We start from the raw sequence: 23,998 nt of genomic DNA on the forward strand, positions 1-23,998 counted from the left end.
GTATGTTTCACAAACGCAGCCTGGGTGAATCGATATTTTCCGTCGTCAATACATGTTTCATGCTCCTGCTTTGCTTCGTCACGCTTTATCCGTTCCTATACGTATTATTCGCATCTTTAAGCGATCCTGCAGAAATCGCCCGATTTCGCGGCATGCTGTTTTTCCCGACCGGGTTTAATCTGGATGCGTATAAAGCCGTTATAGATAATCCCATGATTCTGACCGGCTACCGGAACACCCTCTTCTATGTTGCTGGCGGCACAATCATTAACCTATTCATGACAACGCTCGGTGCCTATGCCCTTTCTCGCCGCAACGTCTATTTCAACAATTCCATCATGCTCATCATCGTGATTACGATGGTGTTCAATGGGGGGCTGATTCCAACCTTTCTGCTGGTGAACAGTCTCGGCATGCTGGATACGCCTTGGGCTCTTCTCTTGCCCGGGGCTATCAGTTCATTTAACTTGATCATTATGCGAACCGCCTTTCAAGCGGTACCCGTTAGTTTGGAGGAATCCGCGCGGATCGACGGGGCCAATGATTGGATTATTATGAGCAGAATCATTGTGCCTCTTTCGATGCCCGTTATTGCCGTCATGGTGCTGTGGTATGCAGTGGGACATTGGAATTCATACTTTAGCGCATTGATTTATTTGCGTGATCGGGAGTTATTTCCTCTACAGCTAGTGCTCCGTGAAATTCTGATCTCGAATAGTACGGACAGTATGACGACCGATGCAGCAGCCACAGATCGGTTGGACATCGGGATCACGATCAAATATGCGACGATTATCATATCTACACTTCCAATATTATGCCTGTACCCGTTTCTGCAAAAGTATTTTGTGCACGGTGTCCTGATTGGTGCGTTAAAAGAATGATCATCACACGAATCGGTCATCCAACGAAGGGAGCAAGCTTGCTCTTCCCGAATTATAGGGATTGAGCAAGCTTTTCTATACTAGGAGGATCGCCATGTTTTCAATCATTCGAAGAAAGAATGCCGGAAGCAAAAGAAGGAGCCTATTCATCAGGATGCTCGTATCCAATTGTCTTCTGCTCCTGGTTCCCATCCTGATTTGGTTTGTGTTCTATACCAATATTGAACATATCATGAAATCCAATGCGGAACGGTCCAATCTCGGCATGCTGGAGCAGATGCGTCTCAATATAGACAGCAATTTTAAAGAAATTGAACAATTATCCCATCAAATTATACTCAATCCGAAGCTGCGTTATTTATTGGATACGGAACACAAAGACTTGTCAGAACGGTATCATTTGGTCCAGTTTACAAGAGATTATTTAAACATGCATTCGAGAATTACCAAGGATTTTGTATACGATTTCTATATTTTTTTGGACCGAAGCGATTCTGTAATCAAACCGAATCTCGTAACCGATTCTCACAACTTTTATGATAAATATTATCGCTTTGAACATCTGACCCATGAAGAATGGCGTAAGCAGATGACTAGCTATCATAGTCAAACATACCTGCCGTCCTCCACCTTACAACGAAACGGCTACCTGAAGGATGACCCCATGCAAGTGATTACCTTTATGCAATCGTTGCCGGTCGAAGACACATCCAATATTAAAGGGAATCTTACGGTTCTGATCGATGAAACCAAGATTCACGAAATGACACGACAAATCGAGTCCGCAAACGGGAGTTCCGTTTATATCGTGAACCAAAATCATGAACTCATCAGCAGTACCCCTGGTGCAAGTCCGTTATCACACTCGATATTGAATGAACTGAAGTCGAACTCCGGTTTACGCAATTACAATCTGAACGGTCAAGATGTAACGGTATCATTCACAACCTCGGGACAAGTCGGATGGTACTATATTGCTGTGATGCCTTTGAATATATATCTACAGAAAGTGAAACAAATGGAGCATCTTGCGCTGTGGCTTCTCTTGCTATGTATCCTTGCGGGGAGTGCAGCTGCATATGGAATCGCGTACAGAAACTATTTTCCAATCAAGAGAATGATAGAGGCGATTCAGGCCGGAAAGTCTCATCCACGTAAACCTGCTGTGAATGAATTTGACTACATCCTGGAAATGATGAAGATTTCCTGGGATGAAGAAAGGCATATTAAAAACAAACTGACTCAACAACTGCCCATTCTTCGTTCTAACTATTTGCATCGTGTGCTTCAAGGCTACTTTGAACCTCCAGAGCAAATGAAACAGTCGCTGGAATTTATGGGCATCCATTTTCCATTTCCTCATTTTGCCGTCATTCTCGTTCAAGTGGACGACATGTCCCGGTTCGCACCGAACCAAAGTGAAAAACAATGGGCATTGGTGCGATTTATCATCTCCAATCTGGCTGAAGATTCAATCTACGAAGGCCATACGATACATACGATCGACTTGGAGAAAGACCGGCTGGCCCTGCTCGTTAATCTAATGCCGGATCAGATGGATCATCCGGCTTGCCGGGTGAAGGACATCGTATCCGAATTGCATCGCATGCTGGAGACTAGGTTCAAGCTGGAGATCAGCATAGCCGTAAGCGGCGTTCATAAGGGCCAGCATCAGATTGGGGAAGCCTATTTGGAAGCGGCTGCCGCCTTAGAGTACAGGATGGTCAATGGGCAGCTGTCGACCTTTTACTATCATGATATTCGCCAGAAAAAGCTGCAATATTATTACCCCGTCGAAACCGAGCTGCAGTTAATTAACTGTATTCGAAGCGGCGATACAGAGCAAGTTATCCAACTGCTCACACAGCTGTTCGATCGAAATTTTCGCGACGAATCCATCACTCCGGAGCTTGGGAGGTGCTTATTATTCAGTCTTGCCGGTACCCTGTTGCGTATCATGGCATCGGATTCGGATACGCTGGCCTACCGGAAGCTTACAGAAGGTGACATCCACCCTGTGCGATTCCTGGTTTCCTGTAAAACAACCGACGAAATGTTTGAAAAAGCGAAGGACCTGTATGTATCGGCCGCCGAATCGTTCAAACTGGAACGAAGCGATCACAATGAACAGCTCCTTCTGCAAATTCAAACCTGCATTCAAGCGAATTACGCCGATCCAAACATGAGCTTGAATTTAGTGTCTGAGCATTTGCAGATCACGCCGCAATATATTTCACAATTTTTTAAAAGAGTGAGTGGACAGAACTTCAACGACTATCTGACTGTCGTACGCATGGATCACGCTAAGAAACTGATGTCGGATCCTGGGCTGACCAACGCACAGATTGCCAAGATGGTCGGTTATACAAGCGATACTGTTTTCATTCGGGTTTTTAAGAAGATCGAAGGCATTACTCCCGGTAAATATAGAGAAAGTATTACGAAATGTGCCGGATTAAATCAATAGGAATATATACCGCATTATTTTATATCGGCAGCACATCTCTCATTAAAAGACAGGATGTGCTGCATGATTACGGTCGCTTTTCTTGACGCGCTATCCGCCATTTTTCAATCCATGGGAGGGTTACTGCCAGGGATAGGCTACTTGATTAGTCCCCTCGCTACAGCCCCCATTGTGTTATGTACGATCCTTTCCGTCGGTTCCGGTCTGACCGCCTATTTGCTCACGATGTTGCTTCTCTTTTTTATCCAACCAAGCGAACTGATCGTTTTTCCTTTCACGACAGGCTTATTGGGGCTTGGGGTTGGCGGTTCGCTGATTTATTTGAACATACGTTTGCCGGTCGTGATTACCGGGTCGTTGTCTTTGTGGGCAGGAATCCTTTTTTTGCTATACGTTTTTTGATTTCCTGTTCTGGGCCCGGCAGTTTCATCTACATTTAGCCTGAGTACGATCGCCATCATTTATGTGTTCTCGCTTTTCTACAGCTGGCTTTGGGTAGAAATAAGCAGGTATTACATTAAGAAAATAAGTAAAGGGATTACTTGATTAAGACTAGGCAATCCACGCTATCAGCGCCCACTAACCTCTTTCTTCTACCAGCTGTTAGTATCTTCTTCGAATTCCCCATAACTCCTGCCAAATAATTCTTCTAAAACTCCATTGTCAATTTTTTTGAACCGAGCCTTTTTCAATTAAAAAAATAAAACGGCCATACGATTGAGCTTGGCCGTTTTAATCTCTATGTCTTTTATTAATTGGCTTGATTCAAACTAACAGGTCCTAAACTACCATAAGACCCTTGGAATTGTCCTTTGAGGACATAAGTTCCAGGGCTAAGATAACCTACTGAATACTCGACAGGACTTGAAGAAGTTGGCCCAATATTCACGGTAGTCGTGAAGACTGTACTAAGTTGACCAGATGGTCCTTTCGAATAAAGCGTTAGATCAACGGTTTCATTCGTAGAACTCCATAGGCCAACACTTAATTTATATTGAGCTGGTTGGCTAACTGTCAAATCATGAGATGTTGCAGTATAGGCAGCAAATGCACTAGTAGAGAAAGAGAAGCACGCTAATAATAAGATTAGTACTACTTTTTTCATTTATTCACCTCCTTTCTTTCCTTCCTTCTTGATATAGAATGTCAGTAGAGAAAATATATGTAATGGTTAGATCATAAAGTAATATTTTAACTATTATACCAAAATAAATATTATATGCATATATATCGAAATTCTGAACAAAAAACGTTTGGTGTTGGTGGTACGGTTAATATATTGCAAAAAAAAAGCACCGATTCCATCTGCAGTGCAGAGGAACTGGTACTTCTAGATTTCAGGTATTCGCTTCCCCCTGCATTACCGTAAATTTCCTGTGTGTGTTTAAGTTTGAAAAGGAACCAAGGTAGCCGTGTTAGCAACTCCAATCATCGTTATGATCAATGTATTCACCATTGCACCGAGCCAAATGTTTCCTGTCAGTTTGTATAGGCTTCGACTAATCATTGCCGCTGCAAATAATAAGAAAATAAAGGGAAGTAAAACCATGGGATAAAGTCTCGTCTCTTGCCAGAATGAGTTGCCCGTCATAAATAAAACAGCATACTGGATTCCATTGATCATCATGATTCCAAGCACATTTCCGAATCCAGCGACAATCATGTTTACTTTTTCAGACTTGATATTGCTGAAACTCAATTTGTTTATAAACAACGAGTTCGTCAGATAAAAAATGAAGAAGAATGGCAGGTAGTTCATCCACACCAAGAACTTATCTGAATGGAATGTAAATACCCCCAGTATCCATAATTTAAAATCAGCATTTAAGATGTATTCTGCCAAAAATACAACCGTAAAAAAGATTCCAAAGATACATAGAGCAAGAATAAAAGTCTTCATCAAGGGGTTCAGACCGATTTTTAATCCTAGATGTTGAATAGAAAGCTCAGCACTATTTCTTTTCTCCTGTCTATATTTCCAAATAACCAGGGCCAATCCAACAAGGCTATTAAAGATCGCCCATATCATAATATAGTTTGTAATCGGCTGGGGAAACCATTTTACAGACATGAAACTGGACGTGCTCTTAAAAATAAACCGGTCTGTTCCACCATCATACAGAGCAACATAGGGGAGCTCCAACTGCTCCTCTCCCTTCCTATAACAACCGAGTAGGTAGGGCAGCTCCCCCTTCCACTCACACCACCGTACATGCTGGCCGTACGAAAAAAAAGGAGATCCCCGCCTTCGCGGAAATCTCACATGCCTTTAAAATGATCATTCATTATCTAATGTTTTCTAAACAAAGAGTTCAACTTCCTCACGAACACTTACTATACCCGCAATTCCCGCAAGTCTTGCATCCTTCGATGTTAATCAGAGACGCCCCGCCACAAGATGGGCATAGATCCAGCGACATGGAACTGCCGCCTGCGTGCGAACCATGTCCACCATATCCCGCGGCTATGGTCTCACTCCCGGCATCTGCATCAGCAGGCGCCATCGTGGCTGCGACCGGTGCCGGATCATGGTCATGATCCGCCCCAGCGTTGTTTACCACGTGCGTTTCGAGCGCCTTCGCCACCGCGTCGGCGATAGATTCTACACGGTTTGCGCCGAAGCCGATCGCGCCGGTGCCGCCGATGCCCTTGAGGTGCTTGATCAGCAGCTCTACCTTATTGCCGTGGTCCCCGTAACGGAGGAACAAGGAGCAGACGCGGCCCAAGGCTTCCGCCATCGCGAACACATCCGATCCGGCCTTGCCGACGTTCAGGAAGATTTCGCTTGGAATGCCGTCCAGATCGTTGATCGTAATGTACGCCATGCCAAACGGCGTGTTCATTTTATAGGTTGCGCCGCGCAGCACTTGCGGACGCTTCTTGTATTGTTTATCCAGCCCGCTCTTGCTCGGTGAGGCTGTCACTGCCACGCTTGCAGCCGCCGGCTCAACGCTCGCCGCATCCTCTGCGGCTTGGCCTGTCGCGCTTTGCTCCAGCGCCGTGTCCACAGTAGAAGCTGTTGTCGCTTCGGCGGCCTTATCTTCTTTTTTCTCCGTCTGCAACACCTGCACGTCACGGCTGCCGTCGCGGTAGATCGTTACACCTTTGCATCCAAGGTCGAATGCCAGCTCATACAAACGCTTTGTATCTTCAACCGTGAAGTCCGACGGGCAGTTTGCCGTCTTCGAGATGGAGCTGTCTACCCAGCGCTGAATCGCCGCCTGCACGCGGATGTGATCCTCGGCAGAGAGGCTCATCGCCGTGACGTAATAATCCGGAAGCTCCTCGCCCGGATGGCTGTCCAGCCAATCCTGGGCAATCGGCACGAACTGCTCGTCGAAGCCAAGTCGGCTTTGACGGAAGTATTTGAAGGCAAAGTACGGCTCGATCCCCGTCGACGTTCCGACCATGGTACCCGTGCTGCCCGTTGGCGCTTGGGTAATGACGGTTACGTTGCGCGCACCTTTTTTGCGTACCGCTTCAGCAACCTCAGGATATACCTCAGTCATATTTTTCATGAAACCGCTTTGCAGGTACAGTTCGGCATCGAATGCTTGGAACGAACCCTTCTCCTCGGCAATATCCGCGGAAGCGAGGTACGCTTCGCGAGCAATGAAGCCATACAGCTTATCCAGAAACTCCAGCGATTCCGGGCTGCCGTAACGGATGTTCAGCTTGATCATCAGCTCGGCCAGGCCCATCGTTCCGAGACCCACGCGGCGCTCTTTTTTCTGGTTCAATTCGTTTTCTTCAAAGTGGTACGGCGTCCGGTCAATGACATTATCCAGGAAACGCACAGAGTAACGCGTCGTTGTCGCCAGCTCATCCCAGGCAACGTCATGATTCGCTTCATCATAGAACTTCGACAGGTTCATCGCGGACAGATTACATACGCCCCAGCCCGGAAGTCCCTGCTCACCGCAAGGGTTCGTACAGATAATTGGATTGAAATACCAGCTGTTGGACATCTGGTTATAGTATTCCATGAATACGACGCCCGGCTCTGCCGATTTCCATGCGGATTCGATAATCGTGTGCCAGACCTCGCGTGCTTTTACGGTTTTATATGGAATGATACGGTGTCCGGCTTTCTTCCATTTATCCAGATCCCCGTCCCACAGCTCATCATAATCAGGATCAGTAGTATCCGGGAACACCAGCTCCCAGTCCAGATCTTCCTTCACGGCCTTCATGAAATCATTGCTGACGCATACCGACAGGTTCGCATTCGTAACTTGTCCCATCGTCTGCTTCACGGTAATGAAATCCTCCACGTCCGGATGCCAATCGTTAATCATCAGCATGAGCGCACCCCGGCGGCTTCCTCCCTGCTCGATCAATCCCGTTGTATAACTGAACAATCCGCCCCACGATACCGCGCCGCTGGAAGAACCATTCACGCCTCTTACGATCGCACGCCGAGGACGCAGGGAAGACAAGTTAATGCCGACACCGCCGCCGCGAGCCATGATCTCGGTCATCTCGCTCAGGGTTTCCATGATGCCGCCCCGGCTGTCCTTCGGCGAAGGAATCACGTAACAGTTGAACAGCGTCAATTCATCGCTCGCACCAGCTCCAGCTGCAATCCGTCCGCCCGGTACCAGCTTCCAATCATCCAGAATCTCGCGGAACTTTCCGCGCCACTCTTCCTGCAGTTCCGGCGTTGCCTCAACCGATGACATGGCAGCCGCGAGTCGATCCCACATTTCTTCCGGCGTTTTCTCGATGGTTAACGTCAGTTTCTCCACATCCGATTCCACAAGCTCGCCCTTCCGTGTCTTCACCGTGACCTTGCGGCCTTCGCGATTCACGATTTCGCCAACTTCCTTGGTCGGAAATTTAGGATCATCCTTCGTCAAAACGAGCACCACATCGCCTACCTTCGCGTTGTTGGTGTCCGCGTCCTTCCAGGCATACCGGTCCAAAAAGATCTTCTCGCTTAAACCTTCCAGCCGCTGATTCTGCATCGTACTCAAGAGCAACTACCTCCTATATAAGATATAAAATTAAAAAGTTCCGCAGTTATGCGCTCACCAACAACATAACCTGTTATGTAGTCGGTCAAACATCTAAAACCACTATATACACCATATATAGTGCTACCAATTCATTATACTACACTATATATAGGTTAACTATGCCGATAATGTGAAAATTAAGCCAACAGATCCAAGCTCCCGCTCGCAAGCTTCCGCTTTCTTCCTCTCGCTCTCTTTTTCACCCTTCCCTATGAAAAAAAAGGATGAAAATATCCAATTCCAGCAGCCGTGCGCCCTATAGGGTATTCCACGCCTCCCGAATTCGTGCAAGGTTATGAAGACTTCTTTTTTCGTCCATACTACATATACACCGCTGGCCCGGAATCTTTCACAACAGGAGGAGATCGACATGAACCATCAGCCATCTGCCGAATCAGGCATGATTACCGACCCACGCCTTCCCGTTCCACTGCAGATCGACCGTTCCTGGTTTGACGATCTCGCCGGTCGACTGGACAAGGGTGGACCTTGGGGTGACTATCGTCTGGCCCAACTTGCCGTTGAGGGCGAGAAATCCCGCTTGGTTACAAGCTTTGAAGAATTACAATGCCTTAAGCATCTTGGCGCCTTATCCCCGCTCCCCCATCAGACTGATACCGCCAGACGCGTATTGTTCGAGATGTCGGGCAGAGCGATTCTCGCCGATGAGGTGGGACTAGGAAAGACGATTGAAGCCGGTCTTATTTTAAAAGAATACATCGTGCGCGGTCTGGTATCCAAAGTGTTGATTCTCGTTCCGGCTTCCCTTGTGCTGCAATGGGTTCGCGAGCTGAACTCTAAGTTTGGCATTCCCGCGATTGCGCAGAAAAAAGCGTACTCTTGGGGTAATGATATCGTCGTCGCCTCCATGGACACGGCCAAACGCGATCCGCATCAGGAGATTCTGCTGAACGAGGAATACGATATGCTCATCATCGATGAGGCGCACAAACTCAAGAACAAGAAAACATCCAATTATCAATTCATTCAAAAGCTGCGCAAAAAATACTGCCTCTTGCTGACGGCCACGCCGGTGCAGAACGATCTCAGCGAGCTCTTCAATCTGATCACTCTGCTGAAGCCGGGCCAGCTCGGAGGCCAAGGGCAGTTTGCCGCTAATTTTGTTGTCGATAAACGAAGACCCAAGAACCAGGATCAGCTCAAGGATGAGCTGTCCAAGGTCATGATCCGTAACCGCCGCGGCGAGGGCGAAGTGAAATTCACCAAGCGATCCGTCCGCAATGTAGGGCTTAGCCTTTCGCCCGAAGAACAGTCATTATACGACGGCGTTACGTCCTTCGTCAAAGATCAGTATCAGGCAGCAGGGGGAAATTTAAGCAGTATGCTGTCACTCGTTACGCTCCAGCGTGAAGTGTGCAGCAGCCGCGATGCCGTCTTCGTGACTCTTGTTAATCTGTCCAAGAAGCTGCCCGAGGACTCTCCGCTGCGCGATAAAATCTGGGAGCTCGTCTATCTCATCAAGGCCATCAAAGCCAACACCAAGGCGGAAAAAACCATCGAGCTCATCCAGCAAATGAACGAGAAGGTCATCGTATTTACGGAGTACCGCGCCACGCAGGAATACTTGCTCAATTATTTCCGCGATCATGGACTGATCTCCGTACCGTACCGAGGCGGAATGAACCGCGGCAAGAAGGACTGGATGATGGATCTCTTCCGTGGCAAGGCGCAGGTCATGATCGCGACGGAAGCTGGCGGCGAAGGCATCAATCTGCAATTCTGCCACCATATGATCAACTTTGATCTGCCCTGGAATCCCATGCGGGTTGAGCAGCGGATTGGACGCGTGCATCGTCTCGGCCAGACCAATGACGTGAAGATCTATAATCTGTCCACGTCGGGAACCATTGAAGAGCACATCCTGAACCTGCTGCACGAGAAGATCAACATGTTCGAGATGGTCATCGGCGGACTGGATGTCATTCTGGAGCGGTTCGAGAAGAAGGAATCCATCGAGAAGAGTCTGTACAAAATCATGCTGGAGTCCGGCAACGACGATGAGCTCCGCCAGCGCATCAGCACATTGGGCGATTCGATTCACCATATTAAACAGGATATCGAGCAGGGAAGCACCGTCGAAGAAAATCTAAGAGAGGAAGAAGCCTAATATGACCATGACGCCGCAGGAGGTGCAGCAGCACTTCATGGCCTATTTGGAAGCCACCGAATGCTCCGTCATTGAAAAATCGCCTGAGCATGTCACCGTGAAACTGTCACCGCAAGCCGACAAAATGCTCACCAACCGCCCGTATTACTGGGGCTTCGTGGAACGTACCGGCGCTCCCGCCGAAACGTTGTCCTTCAATTTCGTGTTTGATCCGGAGAAATACGACGAACGGCTTGCAAAGACCCAAGCAGCCGAGGCCAAAGCGCAGCTCGCCTCGCCTACGCAGGATCCGCTCCTAGCCCGCTTTTATGGGAATGCCCCAGTTCTGCCTATCCTCGGTCCCGGCCGCATTCAGCGGGAGAACATTGGCTACGGCAGCAGCCGGCTCGCCCAAATCTGGAATGCTTCCCGGGAGGAAGGCAAATGCGTCTACCTGTTCCAGCAGCGCGATACCGAGCCGCGTCCGAGAGCCCGTTCCACTCCGTATGAGCAGTGGCTGGGCGTCTGCTTCAAGGTGGAGTTCAGCTGTGATCTGAAGCGGGAGGAATTGTTTTTTCTCGGAATCTCATTATCTAGTCGTACGATTGCCCAAGACTTCCCGGCGATCCTGATTGGACGCGAACTGACGCCCCGCTTGCCCGAGAGCGTTCACGTCCGACCGGCGGCTCTTACGCTCGAACAGGCCGTAGATGCGCTGGAGAACCATCTTATCGACAAGATAAGCAAGCTGGACTATGACTGGGCCACCAAAGCAAGAGAACGTCTTGAAGAAGAACTGCTGGTGATCGACAGCTATTACGAGGACCTGCTCAAGGAGCAGGATGAAGAGAAAAAAGCGCTCATTGAGGAGCAATATAAGAACCGTCGGTCGGAAATGCAGTGGCAGTACGAGCCGAAAGTGAGCTTGTCCGTCATAACCTGCGGTCTATTTCATCTGTGTTCGCCTGTGGGTGCGCCATCATGACGCCCCTCTACAAAAGCAGGCAAAAAAAGAACCATTCTCCCTTCTCCTACCGCGACAGCTTGCAACAGCCTTTGCAGAGCTTGTCCGATATGATGATTTCAATACATCCACGGCGCGTAGGGCCAAGGAAAGGCGGTTAATGATTTGAAACAGTGGAACATGAAACTTCATAACCATAATGACAAGGATAGCAAGAATTCCCAGCCAAAATCACCCGATAACAAACAGACCAGCCGATATCGAATGCTGTCTGTCTCTATGATCGTAACAACTATCCTGTTCAGCTCGTTCCAGCCGCAGGCAAGCTTGGCTGCCGCTAGCCAAGCCGACGTTTCCAATTCTGCGAACAGCCCTAGTCTGACCAGCACCAGCACTCAGCTTACAGCCGATCATCATAGATCAGGCGTTTCAGATGTTAATCAGAACAACGCCGTGGCTCAGGTACCCGGGAGTTTGATGGACTTTGCGGAGGAGACTGTCGCTCAATTATCGGCCCATGCGCCATTTACGACCTGGGATGAAGCCAAGCTCGAATTCACCCCGCTTGGTCCGGGAACGCACGGCTGGTTGGTCACGATTTCCGATGAAGGACTGCCGCAAGGATACATGATTATCAGTGCAGAAGAAGACGGTGGATATATCCTGAGTGAATACGGAATCGGCTCGACTCTTCCCTACAGCCAAGCGCCGTTGAAAGAACGGCTCTCTGCGGAAGGACTTGTGAAGGCCGGAGGATCATTGCCTCAAGGAAGCATCGTGCGCAAGCTGTATGACGTGTCCCCCGTCTGGCAGGTCCAGCTGCCCGGCAAGAAGCCGATTTATTTTAATGCATTAAATAGTGAAGCTCTCCCGGATGAACCCCAGCAGACGCATTCAACGACGAAGCTGGTATCCGTATCTCTGCCTACAACAGCCAAAGGACTCGTGGCTTCATCCACGTCCAATCATTGGTTTGCCGCCACTCCCTCCATCGCAACCGGCGACTTCATGGATCCTTACGATAATCTGCTGTGGCTGACCTCAAGCGAACTAACGACCCGAAGCAGCGCCGATCTGCGGAGTTTACTACAAGAGCACTCCACCCTGATATTCAAGTCCAAAAAAGGCAATGCTGCTTACGGTGCACCTTTTAACTTAACCGGCTGGCATCGCTGGTCCCCGGCGAATCAGGAGAACCCGGCTGCGCTTTATGTGTCGGTTCCCTTACGGAATACAGACACTCTCCGTTTCTTGCCGGCATCCCGGTTAATCGGACAAGGTCAATTTTATGCTCAGCCGAAATGACACGGGTTAAAGCAAGCAGCCCTCATCCATGCAATATGCCATGACTGACAAAAGGACGCGGCCCTTAAACGGGCAGCGTCCTTTATATTTTTTCAAAACGGTTTATGGTTGTGCACTCAGCACTCACAAGGGTCTACAGCCATTCCAAAGCATGTTTCGAACCTGACATCGTGCGTAACAGGGAGCAATACGCACGATGTACAAAATGCGACTTCATGAAGGAACGTGCAGCAGCTGCTACTTTGCCCTTTTTTTGCGCTTGGTGGTTACATCTTCTTTCCATAGCGACATGGAGAACGGAATCATGCCGAACCACCTTGTGGTCCAGGATTCCTTCACCTTCGCCTTGCGCCGAACGTCCTTGGGTGTATCTATATAATGAACCACGCGCTCGGTAATGTACTTGATTAAATCATCGCCGCTAGCCATATGAATCAACTCCTTATGGTTTATCCACATCCCAATATCAGTTTGCTCCATTTCGATCGATTCTAGACGCACGTATTTGAACGGCATGATTTTTCCGCTAAATGCACATTCTAATAAAGCCGAAATTTTACGTGAAAGAAGGAATCCATCATGGTTAAGGCAGCAGGGGTGTGGATGCTTCTCTTTACGCTGGCATTCCCGGGTTCTGTCACCGAAGCCTGTCCAGTGAAGAAGCATGCCATGACGCATCCCGCAAGAACCGTTCATCAGACATCGATACAGACAGCCCGGCTTACGTCCGAAACGCCGGAATCCACCCACTCATCGGGTCAGGAAATCGACCAGTCCAAGCTCCGGCACCTGCACCCTTTTGCACATGATGTCGTTCTGATCGATGTGGGTCATGGCGGCATTGACGGCGGTACGTCGTATGGGGACATTCTCGAAAAAGATATCAACCTGGCCATTTCACGCAGAGTGTTCATGCTGCTTCGCAAGGAGGGTTATCATGCCGTGATGAATCGTGATGCCGATTACGCCCTTAGCGACGACAACCGCTGGCACCGAAGCTCCTCCAGACACCGCCGGGATCTGTCGCATCGTAAACAGCTCAGCAGCGAGATTCCGACCAAGCTTGTAGTCAGCATTCATGTGAATTGGGGAAAAAACTCCTCCAAGCGCGGAGGCATCGTCCTGCATCAATCCGAGGGACGGAGCACCTTACTTGCGGACACCATCCAAGAGCAGTTGAATCTGGTTTACCGCAACAACAATGGCATCATGATAGGCAAGCCGTATTATCTGCTCAATCAAACCCAAGTACCCGCCGTCATCGTTGAAACGGGTTTCCTCAGCAACATGGAGGACCGGAATTTATTGACCAGCCGCAATGGTCAAATGCAGATTGCCGAGGCCATTGCCGACGGGATTATCGGTTATTTAACGGCCCTGTAGATTGGGGCTGTTTTTTGTTTTCATCCTACCCGGCTCAGTAGCCAACACGATTCGGAACGGAAATCATCTGTTCGGGACCTTTTAGGGATATTCCGATTACGCACAGCGCGTCAGCAGCAACATTAGCGAGATCATTCACAGCATGCGTGGCCGCTGCCTCAACATAAGTACAGCCTTCCATACAGGGAACGGAATCACCGGGTCCTTGTCTGGAAGGCTATTTATTTTTTATGTCTATACAAGATATGGGCTGACCTTTGTCGGATAACCTTTTATCGTCCAGTTACTCACAACATGGCAAAAAATTGCTATCGGTGCTGCTATTGCACTAATACGCAGGCAGCGGATTCGGTCGCCAGCTTGATCGTTCCCTTACCAGATCGCTGATACCTACAAACTCCACCTTCGCCTGCAGTTTAGGAATGCTTCCTTTTAGCGCTTCTGCCGTGCGGATTCCATACACGCCAACGTGGCCTATTGCAATGCAGGAAGTTCTCTCTTCCGCATGCTGTGCTGCGGTCTGCAGCTGCTTGCTCACGTGCTGAACGGTATGAACGTCATCCAGGAAGATATCGTTGGCGATGGATGGCATCCCCTTCTCCGCTGCCAGTTTGCCAACCACACTGTAGTAATTCGTCTTGCTGTCGATAAAAAACAGCCCTCTCTCCCTGCATACGTCGAGTACGATGGACATGACTCGTTCATCCCCTGTAACCTTGGAACCCATATGATTATTAATCCCTACAGCGTAAGGAATTGAATCAATGGCCTCTTCCATGCGTTTACGAATCTCCTCATCGGTAAGCGAGGTTAAGATGGCACCCGGTCCAAGCCAGGAAGCTCGCCCCTGCTTAGGCTCCATGGGCATATGGATAATCACGTCATGGCCTTGCCGATGCGCGGCCTCGGCCTCCTTCACGCTTGTGGGCAAAAAAGGCATCACAGCGACCGTGATTTTGACAGGCAGACTGAGCATTTCCTGAGTCCCTTTCTGATCATTGCCAAAATCATCGATGATAACGGCTAGCTTATTCGTTTTCTTTTCCTGGCCGGGTCTGTTGCGCCCGGATTCTTCGTGCACTTGGTTTGGCTCCTGACGTGACAGATCAGTCCAAGCAACCATCCCTGCACCATAGCCTATCTGTGGTCCGTTCACGATCCCCCATACCATACACAGCAGGATCACCGAATTTTTATATACCTTCCGCATCTTGACGCCCCTTTCCATCCTATTCATACATACCTAACCGTATTGTTTGAGTAAAGTTGATCAAATATGTAAGTCAGAAAGTAAATGTTGCCGGTTTGCCGTCCAAATTTCAACACAAAAAAGCTCGTAAACTGCTAAAAAGCAAGTTTACGAGCTTCTTCATAAGGATGCGGTCGAGAGGACTCGAACCTCCACGGGGGTTAGCCCACACGGACCTGAACCGTGCGCGTCTGCCAATTCCGCCACGACCGCGTATCATCTTCATCGCTTATAGGAGACAAGCTCTTATCAGCGGCGACAAGATATATAATATCACGCCAGGTAAATCGAGTCAACACTTTTTTTGAACTTGATTAAAAACCTGTTTTCCGGTTAAAATAAGAACATAAGTTCCTATCCAATTAACCATTTTCTATATAAAGGCGGTGATGTTGATGGCCATACCGGCTGTTACGACAGAAGAACGAGCATTGATCAAGAGTTACCTGCTGCTGATGTTCATCCATAAGGTGTTTGAAAGGGATTGCCGAATCATTCAGGAGAGCGGTGTCTTCAAGAGCCCGCAATTGTATGTAGAGGTTGTGGGGAACGGAGCCAAGCGTGCTGCTGTGCTTCTTCGTGAGGTGAAACAGGAATTCACCAAGCGGGCGATCAAGGTGTATGATATTGGGCAAAACCAGGATGGAATCCAGGCGCGATATGCATGCCGGGGTTACATTGGTTCGATGAACATTCTATGGCCATCCTTCCGTGAGGAGATGATGGACCGCATGCGAGCCTATCTTGGGCTGGTCCCGCCCGAGACCGAGTCCTCCGAGCAAGCCCGTCCTCCTGCCGCTGTTTCCGCCCGCTAAATCGCCGCCCTTTAAACAGAGAATAACCGTCTCCCCCACTGCACAAGAATGCTCCGGTTGAGACGGTTATTGGTAACACGTGAATCAATGAAGATTATGCTGCACGCGGGTCAGTCCCTGCGAGAGAGCATGTCCCGCACTGGCGGCAGACGCCACGGCTACAGCCTCCATTATCTGTGCATCCGAGGCTCCCTTCGCACGGGCTTCCTCCATATGATAGAAGGTGCACAGCTCGTTATTGGCAAACAGTCCGATCCCGAGCGCGATCAGCTGCTTCGTTCGCTCATCCAGCTCGCCATCCTGAAAGCAAACGCCGGTGAACTGATGATACGCCTCTGCCATCTCCGGCATGCTCTGCTTCAAATTCAGAATTTCATTCTTATAAGCCGAGACCTTGTCATTGGACATTTCCATAACCCAAAGCAACTCCTCCACAAAAATTTGATGCGAGGTTAAGTTGTCCGACAAGTTCGAGATCTATGCCTACTCCTACTCTTTGATCGGGCTTACTCTTGGATCTTTTTTAAGCTGGTAGCTGTAGCGGCGATCCAGTTTAACGACCCGCCGGTTTCTACGGCGTATTATGACCTGCTCCGGGTCCCAGGCGACGACAAAGCCTATAATATCATTGGTCTCCAAGCCATCTCGCACAACCCGAACCAATTCGCCGGAGAGCCGCAGCTCATCGAGTCTTTCATCGCTAATCATCACAACCATACCTCCTCCATAAACGTACTCTGCAAAAAAAGACCTAAATGAGATCATTTAGGTCTTTTGAATGCGTTGCGATATCGATAAACATCCCGACTAAGAGATGTTCTATATACCCATTAACGCTGTGCCGGCTCGATGCTGTCATTCTTCTCGTACCAAAAATCCAGAACGGTTGAAGACATGACACGCTTCTCGATATATTCTACCTGCTGAGGCGTAAACTGTTCCTTCCATTCGAAGGAAACCTCCTCACACAATCCGGCAATCGTCAGCAGTTCTGACCAGGCAACATAGCGTTTGTACCAGAAAAACTGAGGATGTTCAATCATATAGGGATATAGATCATCAAACTCCGTATGTTTACAATCCAAAGCACGTTCAAAATGTACCTTTGCTTCATTCAGCTTCTCGATCAAAAACGGCTCGGTTACAGGTTGTTTCCCCATGGTGCTGCCTCCTCTCTCTTGCCTACCTCTTTATTATAAGCGAAAATCACGGAGGCGAAAAGATTTTGTTGTGATTTTAGGCAGAAATCCGATGAACATTGACTACGAATTGCCATTTTTCCACTTCCCCAAAGATAGGTGGAATCGTTCATGACTTAAGGCCTAATCCGTCGTTGCTCTATCGCTAACATGCCAAAGAAGATGCTAAGTTTTAGCTGAACGTAATCTTGCCGTCCTCAAGCGACGAGATGGTAACAAGCGATTCCACATGAACATTCTGTTCGCGCAGCGTTCGCGCTCCGGCTTGGAAGCTCTTTTCAATCACAACGCCAAGCCCGATTAATTCCGCCCCTGCTCGTTCAATAATTTTGATCAGGCCTCTTGCAGCGTCCCCGTTCGCGATAATGTCATCAATGAAGAGTAACTTATCCTCTTCACCGATAAACTGGCGCGATACCATAATGTCCGTGACAATGCCCTTGGTAAAAGACGGAACCCGCTCACACAAGGCGTCTGGATCGGCGAGCAGCGTTTTTTTGCGCCGGGCGAATACCATTGGAACTCCCAATTCCAGCGCCGCGGCAAAAGCAACAGAAATGCCGGAGGATTCCAGCGTTACGACCTTGGTCACACCGCTTTCTTTAAATCTCACCGCGAATTCCCGACCCATATCCATAATTAATGCCGGATCTACTTGATGCGTCAGCAAAGCATCCAGCTTCAGCACCTGATCCGACAACACGACACCTTCTTTGATGATCCGCTCCTTCAACCAATCCATCCAAAAGACCTCCCACGATTCCTTTGTCGTAAAAGTACCATATTCCACTCTATACGGCAAGTACAAACGGGGACTCCGTCATTTAACTGTACGATTCTCGTCACAATTCCTGACATGGATCTCCGCTACCTGGCACTAACCCTTGTCACGCCTCCGGCAAAGGACCTGGACAGGTAGGAGTCATGTCCCAGCTGAGCCAAGCATACCTTGTACTATGCAGAACGATTAACTTTCAAGGGGGATGCGGGGCTTGCGTAAATCTATTCGTGTTTTACAGATCGCCTTTACATATATCGGAACCATCGTCGGCGCTGGCTTTGCGACCGGACGGGAAATCCTTCAATTCTTTACCCAATATGGACACTGGGCTACACTGACCATTCTGCTTACGACAGGATTATTTATTTGGCTCGGCACGAAAATCATGACGATATCCAGGCAGATCGGGGCCAAATCCTTTGAGGACTTGAATAAATTTCTGTTTGGAGAGAAAGCCGGCGTCTGGATCAGCCTCTTTATGTTTGTCATTCTGCTCGGGGTGAACAGCATCATGCTTGCCGGCGCTGGCTCTGTTTTTGTGGAGCATCTGAACATGAGCTATCAGACCGGGCTGTTTGTCACGATGATCGGAACCTATTTCATTCTCAGAAAAGGCATCCAGTCTATCATGACGATGAACAGTCTTGTCGTGCCCATGATGCTGACCTTATCGCTTGCGATTATTTCTCAGACGATTCAGACGCCGGGGGCCACCCGTTTCTTAACCTTGACTACGGACCATAGCCTGCCTGCGGTTTGGCTGGCGCCCCTGCTCTACACCGCATTTAATCTGGTTATGGCGATGCCGGTGCTGGTCCCACTCGGCAGCCAGACCGAAAGTGCGCGCACCGTAACCTGGGGAGGTATCATTGGAGGTACGGGCGTAGGGTTTATGCTGATGGCAGCACATTTTGCGATGTCCGCCCACATGCCCGGCGTCGCCCAATTCGAAATCCCGATGGGCAGCATCGCCAACCAGCTGGGCTGGCTCGTGCAGATCATCTATCTCATTCTAATCTTCCTTGAAATTTTCAGCACCTTCGTGGCCAATATCTACGGTATTACCCTGCAGGTTCAGCAGCGAACCTCGCTCTCGCCCAGAGTGATTACCCTTGGCATTATGGTGTTCTGTTATTTCTTCAGCCAGTTCGGGTTCAGTTCCTTGCTCTCTCTCCTCTACCCGATGTTTGGGGGAATGTGTCTGCTCTGGGTGCTCCGGCTAACTTTGTTCGGAACCCCCGATATCAGGGGAAAATAAAGGGGCTTTCCCAAAGGTATGATAAACCTGCCCTTGGGAAGCCCCCTTCTTATGGCTACATCGTGATAAATTGTGCATTGGGTATGCGTTTCATGGTTTGATCTGCTACATGTCGATGACACGTCATCATCACGACTTGCCGGTCTTGCGACAATTCCGCGAGAAGCTCGAGCGCATGTCCGAGCCGTTCACCGTCAAAATTAACAAACAGATCATCAAGCAATAGCGGCAACCCCATCGCATGTGGCATCGATTGAATCAGACCGAGCCGCATCGCCAAATATAACTGTTCCGCCGTGCCGCGGCTTAGCCTGCTGCTCTCTACCAATTCACCAGTCGGGCGCTCTGCCAGCAGACTCTGATCTCCCATCCGCATGACCATCCGGCTGTACATGCCGCCGGTCAGTATGGAGAAGTAGCGGGAAGCCAACTGCAGCACCTGCGGCTGTTTCTCTTCCTCGTACATGCGGCGTGTACGTTTGATAAATTCGGTGGCCATCGAACGTACCGCATATTGCGAAACTAATTCCCTCAGGGCGGAGCGCTGCTCCTCCAACTGCTGCAGGGCGGAATCCTGGTTCCCCGCGGCTTCCAGTGACTCTCTCTCCTGAAGCAGCCGCCCCCGCCGTTCCTGAAGCTCGTCCCGAAGGTGGAGCACGGCGGATACGGCTTCCTCCTTCTTGAAACATTGAGCTTCAAGTTCCGCAGCATCCGTCAGCTCCAGCAGCTGTTCAAGCTGCCGGCGACCCGCATCATCCCAGCCGCTGAACATGGTAATTTCGTGATGGCGGATCGTGCGTACAAGTTCCTCCCGGCGTTTCGCAGCAGCTCCCATACGAAGAAAGGTTTCTTCGTCTGCCGATTGAGACGATGCAATCAGAGCCGCTTTACGCAGCTGCAGCGCTTCCCGCTCCTCTTCTATCACAGCCCCCTCTTTGCGAAGCTCTTGAACACGCTCTGCAAGGACCTTCTTCTGTCTCGAATCCTCTTGATAGCTCTTCCATCTAGAATGTACGTTGCCGAGCTCAGCGACGGCTGGGATTCGGCTGCCGTTAGCGTCTCCCTGGGGATCCGCCGCAAAGATCTCATGGCATTGGATGATATAATCCTCCGCCTCTTTTAATAGCACATCCATTTTCAGGCCAAGTGATTTTTGCTGCCGGATCAGCTCCTGCCCCTGCTCAACCTTGACGAATACGTCCAGCATCACGTCAGGCGACAGACTCTGCGGGAGTGATATGGACATAAGCCAAGCCTCCCACTGCCGCTCCAGCTCCAAATATCGCTTCTCTTCCTGATCGATGGCGCCCTGAACTGTTTGTAATTCAACCTGTTGCAGCGCAGCCTTCTCCTCAGCCGCCGCACAATCGGACGTCAGTCGATCGAGCCGCTGCCGCCATGCTTGCCAGCCCTCCATCACGGATCGAAGCTCGCGCATCTGCGCCTCCACCATGAAGGGGTCGCGAGCCAGGACAACGTTTTTGTCCCTTCGACTGCCCGGGATCGTACTCACTGCTGCTGCCGCGTAAGGGGCAGAGACCAGCCTGGAATAGAGATGATCTATATGTTCCGTTCCCTGCCCGTCTAGATTATTGATCTCATTCGAAACCGTACCATGATCTTCCCGGTCACGTAGACCGCTCCAGAATACATAACTCATGCCGAGCAGCATCACGATGCCTGAGACCACAGCAGCTTCCGTGGTTGATGTCCATAGCAATACGGCTACCAACAGGAATGTCATAACAGCCATTCCCGCCAACAGAGCCGCGTACATCCGAGGCAATCGGCCCCTCCCCGACTGGCGTGTGGAAGCAGGTTCCGGCTGTGTCCGGGTCAATCTCCGTTCGCGCCAACGCTCGATCTCCAGCTGCAGCTGATTCCACAGGGCAGCGGTCTCCTGGGGCGCTGCCGGCTGAATCATGGCAAATGCCTCTTGTCCCCGATCCATTTCCTCGCGCAGCTGCCGCCTGGCTTCCCGCAGCGCCGATTCGGCTGCTGCCGCCGAACGCTGGGCCCCGCGCTGTTCAATGAACAGTGCCTCCATCCGGCGATCATACCCGGCAAAGGCCGCACTGATTCGCCGGACCTCCTCGCGCTCCGAAGCGGATACCGATAGAGTCAGCAGCTCTTGCCGGGTCCATGCCGGATCGATATCTCGGAGCAGCTGTTCCAGCCGGATCTCCTGAGACTTGTATTCAGCCGTAAGCTCGGCAAGCTCCCGGTTTGCGGTTTCATGCAGACTTCGTTTCGCCCACAGCTCCTCAATCTGTTCGCCATACTGTTCCATGAACGCATTAAGGGGGAGGGCTCTCAGCTTATCCTCCACGTCCTCGATCGCCCGCTCGACGCGGATTAACTGGGCGAGGAGAAGACGCTCTTCCTCCTGCATCTTTTCGTATCGGGTGATTCCATCCGGAGGAAAGTTGTCACTGTCCATCAGATCCTTGAGTTCCAACCTGGCCTCACGCCATTCCAGCCAGGCCGGACGAATGTCCTGCGCTTTTCGAAGCAGCGACAAATCCTCGGCGTCCCTGTTGCGATCCTGTTCCAGAAGATTCAACCGTTCCTGTATTTCCAGAATGGATGTAACGGTCTCGTTATAGCGGGAAACGTACATCTTGCTCTCCGAAACCTGGGTTCTTAAATGCTCGATGGATTGCAGCAGCTTGGCGGTATGCTGAACCTTTCCGCGCGGCTTATACAGCTTGTCCATCTCCTGGGACAACTTGCGTTCGGCTTCCAGTATATTAGCCCCGCCGCCGATTCCGGCATGAAACAGGTAACCGCTCATTTCGGCAGATTGCAGGCTGCGGATTTCCTGCAGCTCGCTTAACGAGATGGCAAACAGCTGACGAAACATATCCCTGGATACGCCGCCCAAGGCATATTGCTCCAGTTCCTGCTGTCCAAGCTCGATCACGATCCCGTTATCCGCTAGTTTATGAATATGTACGCGCTCGCCTCTGCCGGTGGCTGAATTTCCTTCTCTGGAACGGCTGTAGCGCCGGATCACCCAAGGCACTCCCTCCTTATCCAGAAAACGCAGCTCGCCGCCGTGTACGCCTTCCCCTGAAGGCTCGCCGCGTTCTGCCGGCGAGCCCTTCCCCGGGAATCCGTACAGCATGGCTCGGATAAAATACAGGACACTGCTCTTTCCCGCTTCATTCGGCCCATACAGCACGGTTACAGGGGCATCGATATCAAGGCTCTTGTCCCGGACAGCTCCGAAGCCTTGAATGTTCATCCGTTCTAGTCTCATGTTCCGACACCTTCCTCTTGCGAACGGTCGCGCAGCAATAAGCCTAAGGTCAGTTCCTCCGCTCTGCGAACCCATTCCAGCAGTTCCTCCGGATTGATCTCGTCCAGCAAGGTGCGGAGCTCCGCATGCTCCAGCAGAGGCTCCAAGCTCTTGGCAACAACCCCATCAGGATCTTGAACCCGTCCCTGCTCGCCTCGAACAAGACGAAGCAAGTCCCCTGCAAAGCTGTCTTCCGCAAGCAGCCTCTCTGTATCGATCGCGTCCCCGGATTGAATGGAGAAACTCTCGATCCAGACGCATCCCCGATAGCCGCATGTCTGCCCCTTCGCGGCTTCTCTTCTCCGCAGATCGGTCAGCAGCTCATCGAGTACATATCCGCCTTCAAGCTGACGATGAACCGGACCTCGTCCCGTAATCCGAACGCGGATCATGCTAAGCCTATCCGTGTTCTCTCTGGCTATTTCGGTGAGAATGGATTCCAGTGAGCGTCTCCATTCATCGACATCCTGATAAGAATCAAGTGGCGCTTCAACGATGTGCCAGCGCATGGAATCGAGCTCATGAAAGCTCAGCTTCGCATTGAAGCTCCCATCCACATCAACGATATAACATCCCTTGGGTCCCGTCTCCCGGACATGACGTCCCTGGATATTGCCCGGATACACAATAAAAGGAGATTCCTGCAAAGTTCGACGGGAGTGAATATGCCCGAGCGCCCAGTAATGATATCCGGCCTGGATTAGATCCCTTTTCGTACAGGGTGCATAGGTTTCGTGATGGGGATCCCCATCCACGTTCGCGTGCAGAAGTCCGATATGGTAGAGACCGGATGACGGAGCAGGATAACGTATCGCAATATTATCGGTTACCTTCGAGGTCGGATACGACATCCCGGTAATGACCGCCACTTCTTGATGATCCGAGCGGCGAACGGCTGTTACGCTTGCAGGCTCCGCCCCAAACACATGGACATGGGGAGGCAGCGTCATAGTAAGCTTGGTGCTGTCCAGCGGATCATGATTTCCATGGATCACATATACCGCAATCCCTTCCGTTCCCAGACGGTTAAGGGACTCCAGGAAGCGAAGCTGTGCGCGCAGCGAGATGTTGGAGCTATCATATATGTCCCCGCTGATGACGATAAAATCAACATGTTGGTCGATGGCGAGCTGCACGAGCCGCTCCAGCGCACGGAAGGTCGATTCCTGAACGAAAGACCGCAGGTTGTCATCGAGCCCGCTGATCCCGATAAACGGACTGTCCAGATGTAAATCCGCAGCATGCATAAATCGAAAAGAAGCCATAA

The 23,998-nt window shown here is 50.2% G+C and carries 20 protein-coding genes and 1 tRNA gene; 9 read left to right on the forward strand and 12 right to left on the reverse strand.

Annotated elements, in window-relative coordinates; genetic code table 11:
• Positions 1-2: 2 nt before the first annotated feature.
• The 3 genes from NYE54_RS24080 to NYE54_RS24090 all read left to right on the forward strand — a co-directional run bounded on the left by NYE54_RS24080 (position 3) and on the right by NYE54_RS24090 (position 3,753).
• Complete coding sequence (locus NYE54_RS24080; protein WP_076325790.1) at positions 3-884, forward strand: carbohydrate ABC transporter permease; 882 nt, start codon at positions 3-5, stop codon at positions 882-884.
• A gap of 94 nt (positions 885-978) precedes the next feature.
• On the forward strand, positions 979-3,351 hold the full coding sequence (locus NYE54_RS24085) for an AraC family transcriptional regulator (RefSeq protein ID WP_076325789.1): 2,373 nt from the start codon (positions 979-981) through the stop codon (positions 3,349-3,351).
• Between the two features lie 63 nt (positions 3,352-3,414).
• A complete protein-coding gene (locus NYE54_RS24090) occupies positions 3,415-3,753 on the forward strand; it encodes a hypothetical protein (protein WP_339266740.1) in 339 nt (112 codons plus the stop codon).
• Between the two features lie 349 nt (positions 3,754-4,102).
• On the opposite strand, the gene NYE54_RS24095 is transcribed toward NYE54_RS24090, so the two are convergent.
• The 3 genes from NYE54_RS24095 to NYE54_RS24105 all read right to left on the reverse strand — a co-directional run bounded on the left by NYE54_RS24095 (position 4,103) and on the right by NYE54_RS24105 (position 8,327).
• Positions 4,103-4,456, reverse strand: a complete 354-nt coding sequence (locus NYE54_RS24095; protein ID WP_339266741.1) for a hypothetical protein — start codon at positions 4,454-4,456, stop codon at positions 4,103-4,105.
• A gap of 279 nt (positions 4,457-4,735) precedes the next feature.
• A complete protein-coding gene (locus NYE54_RS24100; protein ID WP_339266743.1) occupies positions 4,736-5,422 on the reverse strand; it encodes a hypothetical protein in 687 nt (228 codons plus the stop codon).
• A gap of 250 nt (positions 5,423-5,672) precedes the next feature.
• Positions 5,673-8,327: an adenosylcobalamin-dependent ribonucleoside-diphosphate reductase gene (locus NYE54_RS24105; RefSeq protein ID WP_339266745.1), complete on the reverse strand. Its 2,655-nt coding sequence runs from the start codon at positions 8,325-8,327 to the stop codon at positions 5,673-5,675.
• A 412-nt stretch (positions 8,328-8,739) separates the two neighbouring features.
• Between NYE54_RS24105 and NYE54_RS24110 the strand changes: the two genes are divergently transcribed.
• The 3 genes from NYE54_RS24110 to NYE54_RS24120 all read left to right on the forward strand — a co-directional run bounded on the left by NYE54_RS24110 (position 8,740) and on the right by NYE54_RS24120 (position 12,745).
• Positions 8,740-10,497, forward strand: coding sequence for an SNF2-related protein (locus tag NYE54_RS24110; protein WP_339266747.1), 1,758 nt, complete (start codon positions 8,740-8,742; stop codon positions 10,495-10,497).
• A 1-nt stretch (position 10,498) separates the two neighbouring features.
• Positions 10,499-11,461: a YqhG family protein gene (locus NYE54_RS24115; RefSeq protein WP_339266749.1), complete on the forward strand. Its 963-nt coding sequence runs from the start codon at positions 10,499-10,501 to the stop codon at positions 11,459-11,461.
• A 144-nt stretch (positions 11,462-11,605) separates the two neighbouring features.
• Positions 11,606-12,745, forward strand: a complete 1,140-nt coding sequence (locus tag NYE54_RS24120) for a hypothetical protein (protein WP_339266751.1) — start codon at positions 11,606-11,608, stop codon at positions 12,743-12,745.
• Between the two features lie 237 nt (positions 12,746-12,982).
• Here the strand turns inward: NYE54_RS24120 and NYE54_RS24125 are convergent, their stop codons facing one another.
• Complete coding sequence (locus NYE54_RS24125; protein ID WP_076325781.1) at positions 12,983-13,174, reverse strand: YqzE family protein; 192 nt, start codon at positions 13,172-13,174, stop codon at positions 12,983-12,985.
• Positions 13,175-13,324: 150 nt separating this feature from the next.
• Here NYE54_RS24125 and NYE54_RS24130 point away from each other — a divergent pair, with 150 nt between their 5' ends.
• Positions 13,325-14,128 carry an N-acetylmuramoyl-L-alanine amidase gene (locus tag NYE54_RS24130; RefSeq protein WP_339266753.1) on the forward strand — a complete coding sequence of 268 codons (804 nt, stop codon included), beginning with the start codon at positions 13,325-13,327 and terminating at the stop codon, positions 14,126-14,128.
• Between the two features lie 328 nt (positions 14,129-14,456).
• Here the strand turns inward: NYE54_RS24130 and NYE54_RS24135 are convergent, their stop codons facing one another.
• Both NYE54_RS24135 and NYE54_RS24140 read right to left on the reverse strand, forming a co-directional pair.
• Positions 14,457-15,338, reverse strand: a complete 882-nt coding sequence (locus tag NYE54_RS24135) for a divergent polysaccharide deacetylase family protein (protein ID WP_339266755.1) — start codon at positions 15,336-15,338, stop codon at positions 14,457-14,459.
• A 168-nt stretch (positions 15,339-15,506) separates the two neighbouring features.
• Positions 15,507-15,590, reverse strand: a tRNA-Leu gene (locus NYE54_RS24140).
• Positions 15,591-15,772: 182 nt separating this feature from the next.
• Between NYE54_RS24140 and NYE54_RS24145 the strand changes: the two genes are divergently transcribed.
• A complete protein-coding gene (locus NYE54_RS24145) occupies positions 15,773-16,192 on the forward strand; it encodes a hypothetical protein (RefSeq protein WP_339266757.1) in 420 nt (139 codons plus the stop codon).
• 84 nt (positions 16,193-16,276) lie between these two features.
• On the opposite strand, the gene NYE54_RS24150 is transcribed toward NYE54_RS24145, so the two are convergent.
• From NYE54_RS24150 to NYE54_RS24165, 4 genes are all read right to left on the reverse strand, one after another.
• Entirely contained in the window at positions 16,277-16,606 is a 330-nt protein-coding gene (locus NYE54_RS24150; RefSeq protein ID WP_071221734.1) for a carboxymuconolactone decarboxylase family protein, read from the reverse strand.
• Positions 16,607-16,681: 75 nt separating this feature from the next.
• Complete coding sequence (locus NYE54_RS24155) at positions 16,682-16,900, reverse strand: hypothetical protein (RefSeq protein ID WP_339266759.1); 219 nt, start codon at positions 16,898-16,900, stop codon at positions 16,682-16,684.
• A gap of 122 nt (positions 16,901-17,022) precedes the next feature.
• A complete protein-coding gene (locus NYE54_RS24160; protein ID WP_071221736.1) occupies positions 17,023-17,352 on the reverse strand; it encodes a hypothetical protein in 330 nt (109 codons plus the stop codon).
• Between the two features lie 211 nt (positions 17,353-17,563).
• Positions 17,564-18,133, reverse strand: coding sequence for a xanthine phosphoribosyltransferase (locus tag NYE54_RS24165; RefSeq protein WP_076325774.1), 570 nt, complete (start codon positions 18,131-18,133; stop codon positions 17,564-17,566).
• A gap of 250 nt (positions 18,134-18,383) precedes the next feature.
• On the opposite strand from NYE54_RS24165, the gene NYE54_RS24170 reads away from it, so the two are divergent.
• A complete protein-coding gene (locus NYE54_RS24170; RefSeq protein ID WP_339266762.1) occupies positions 18,384-19,430 on the forward strand; it encodes a hypothetical protein in 1,047 nt (348 codons plus the stop codon).
• 55 nt (positions 19,431-19,485) lie between these two features.
• Here the strand turns inward: NYE54_RS24170 and NYE54_RS24175 are convergent, their stop codons facing one another.
• Both NYE54_RS24175 and NYE54_RS24180 read right to left on the reverse strand, forming a co-directional pair.
• The gene (locus tag NYE54_RS24175) at positions 19,486-22,692 is read right to left on the reverse strand and encodes an AAA family ATPase (RefSeq protein ID WP_339266764.1); all 3,207 of its coding nucleotides are present in this window, start codon (positions 22,690-22,692) and stop codon (positions 19,486-19,488) included.
• A complete protein-coding gene (locus tag NYE54_RS24180) occupies positions 22,689-23,996 on the reverse strand; it encodes a DNA repair exonuclease (protein WP_339266766.1) in 1,308 nt (435 codons plus the stop codon). The genes NYE54_RS24175 and NYE54_RS24180 overlap by 4 nt, the downstream gene beginning before the upstream one ends.
• Positions 23,997-23,998 lie beyond the last annotated feature (2 nt).

The sequence above is a fragment of the Paenibacillus sp. FSL K6-1330 genome, from assembly GCF_037976825.1.
GTDB lineage: Bacteria > Bacillota > Bacilli > Paenibacillales > Paenibacillaceae > Paenibacillus_AQ.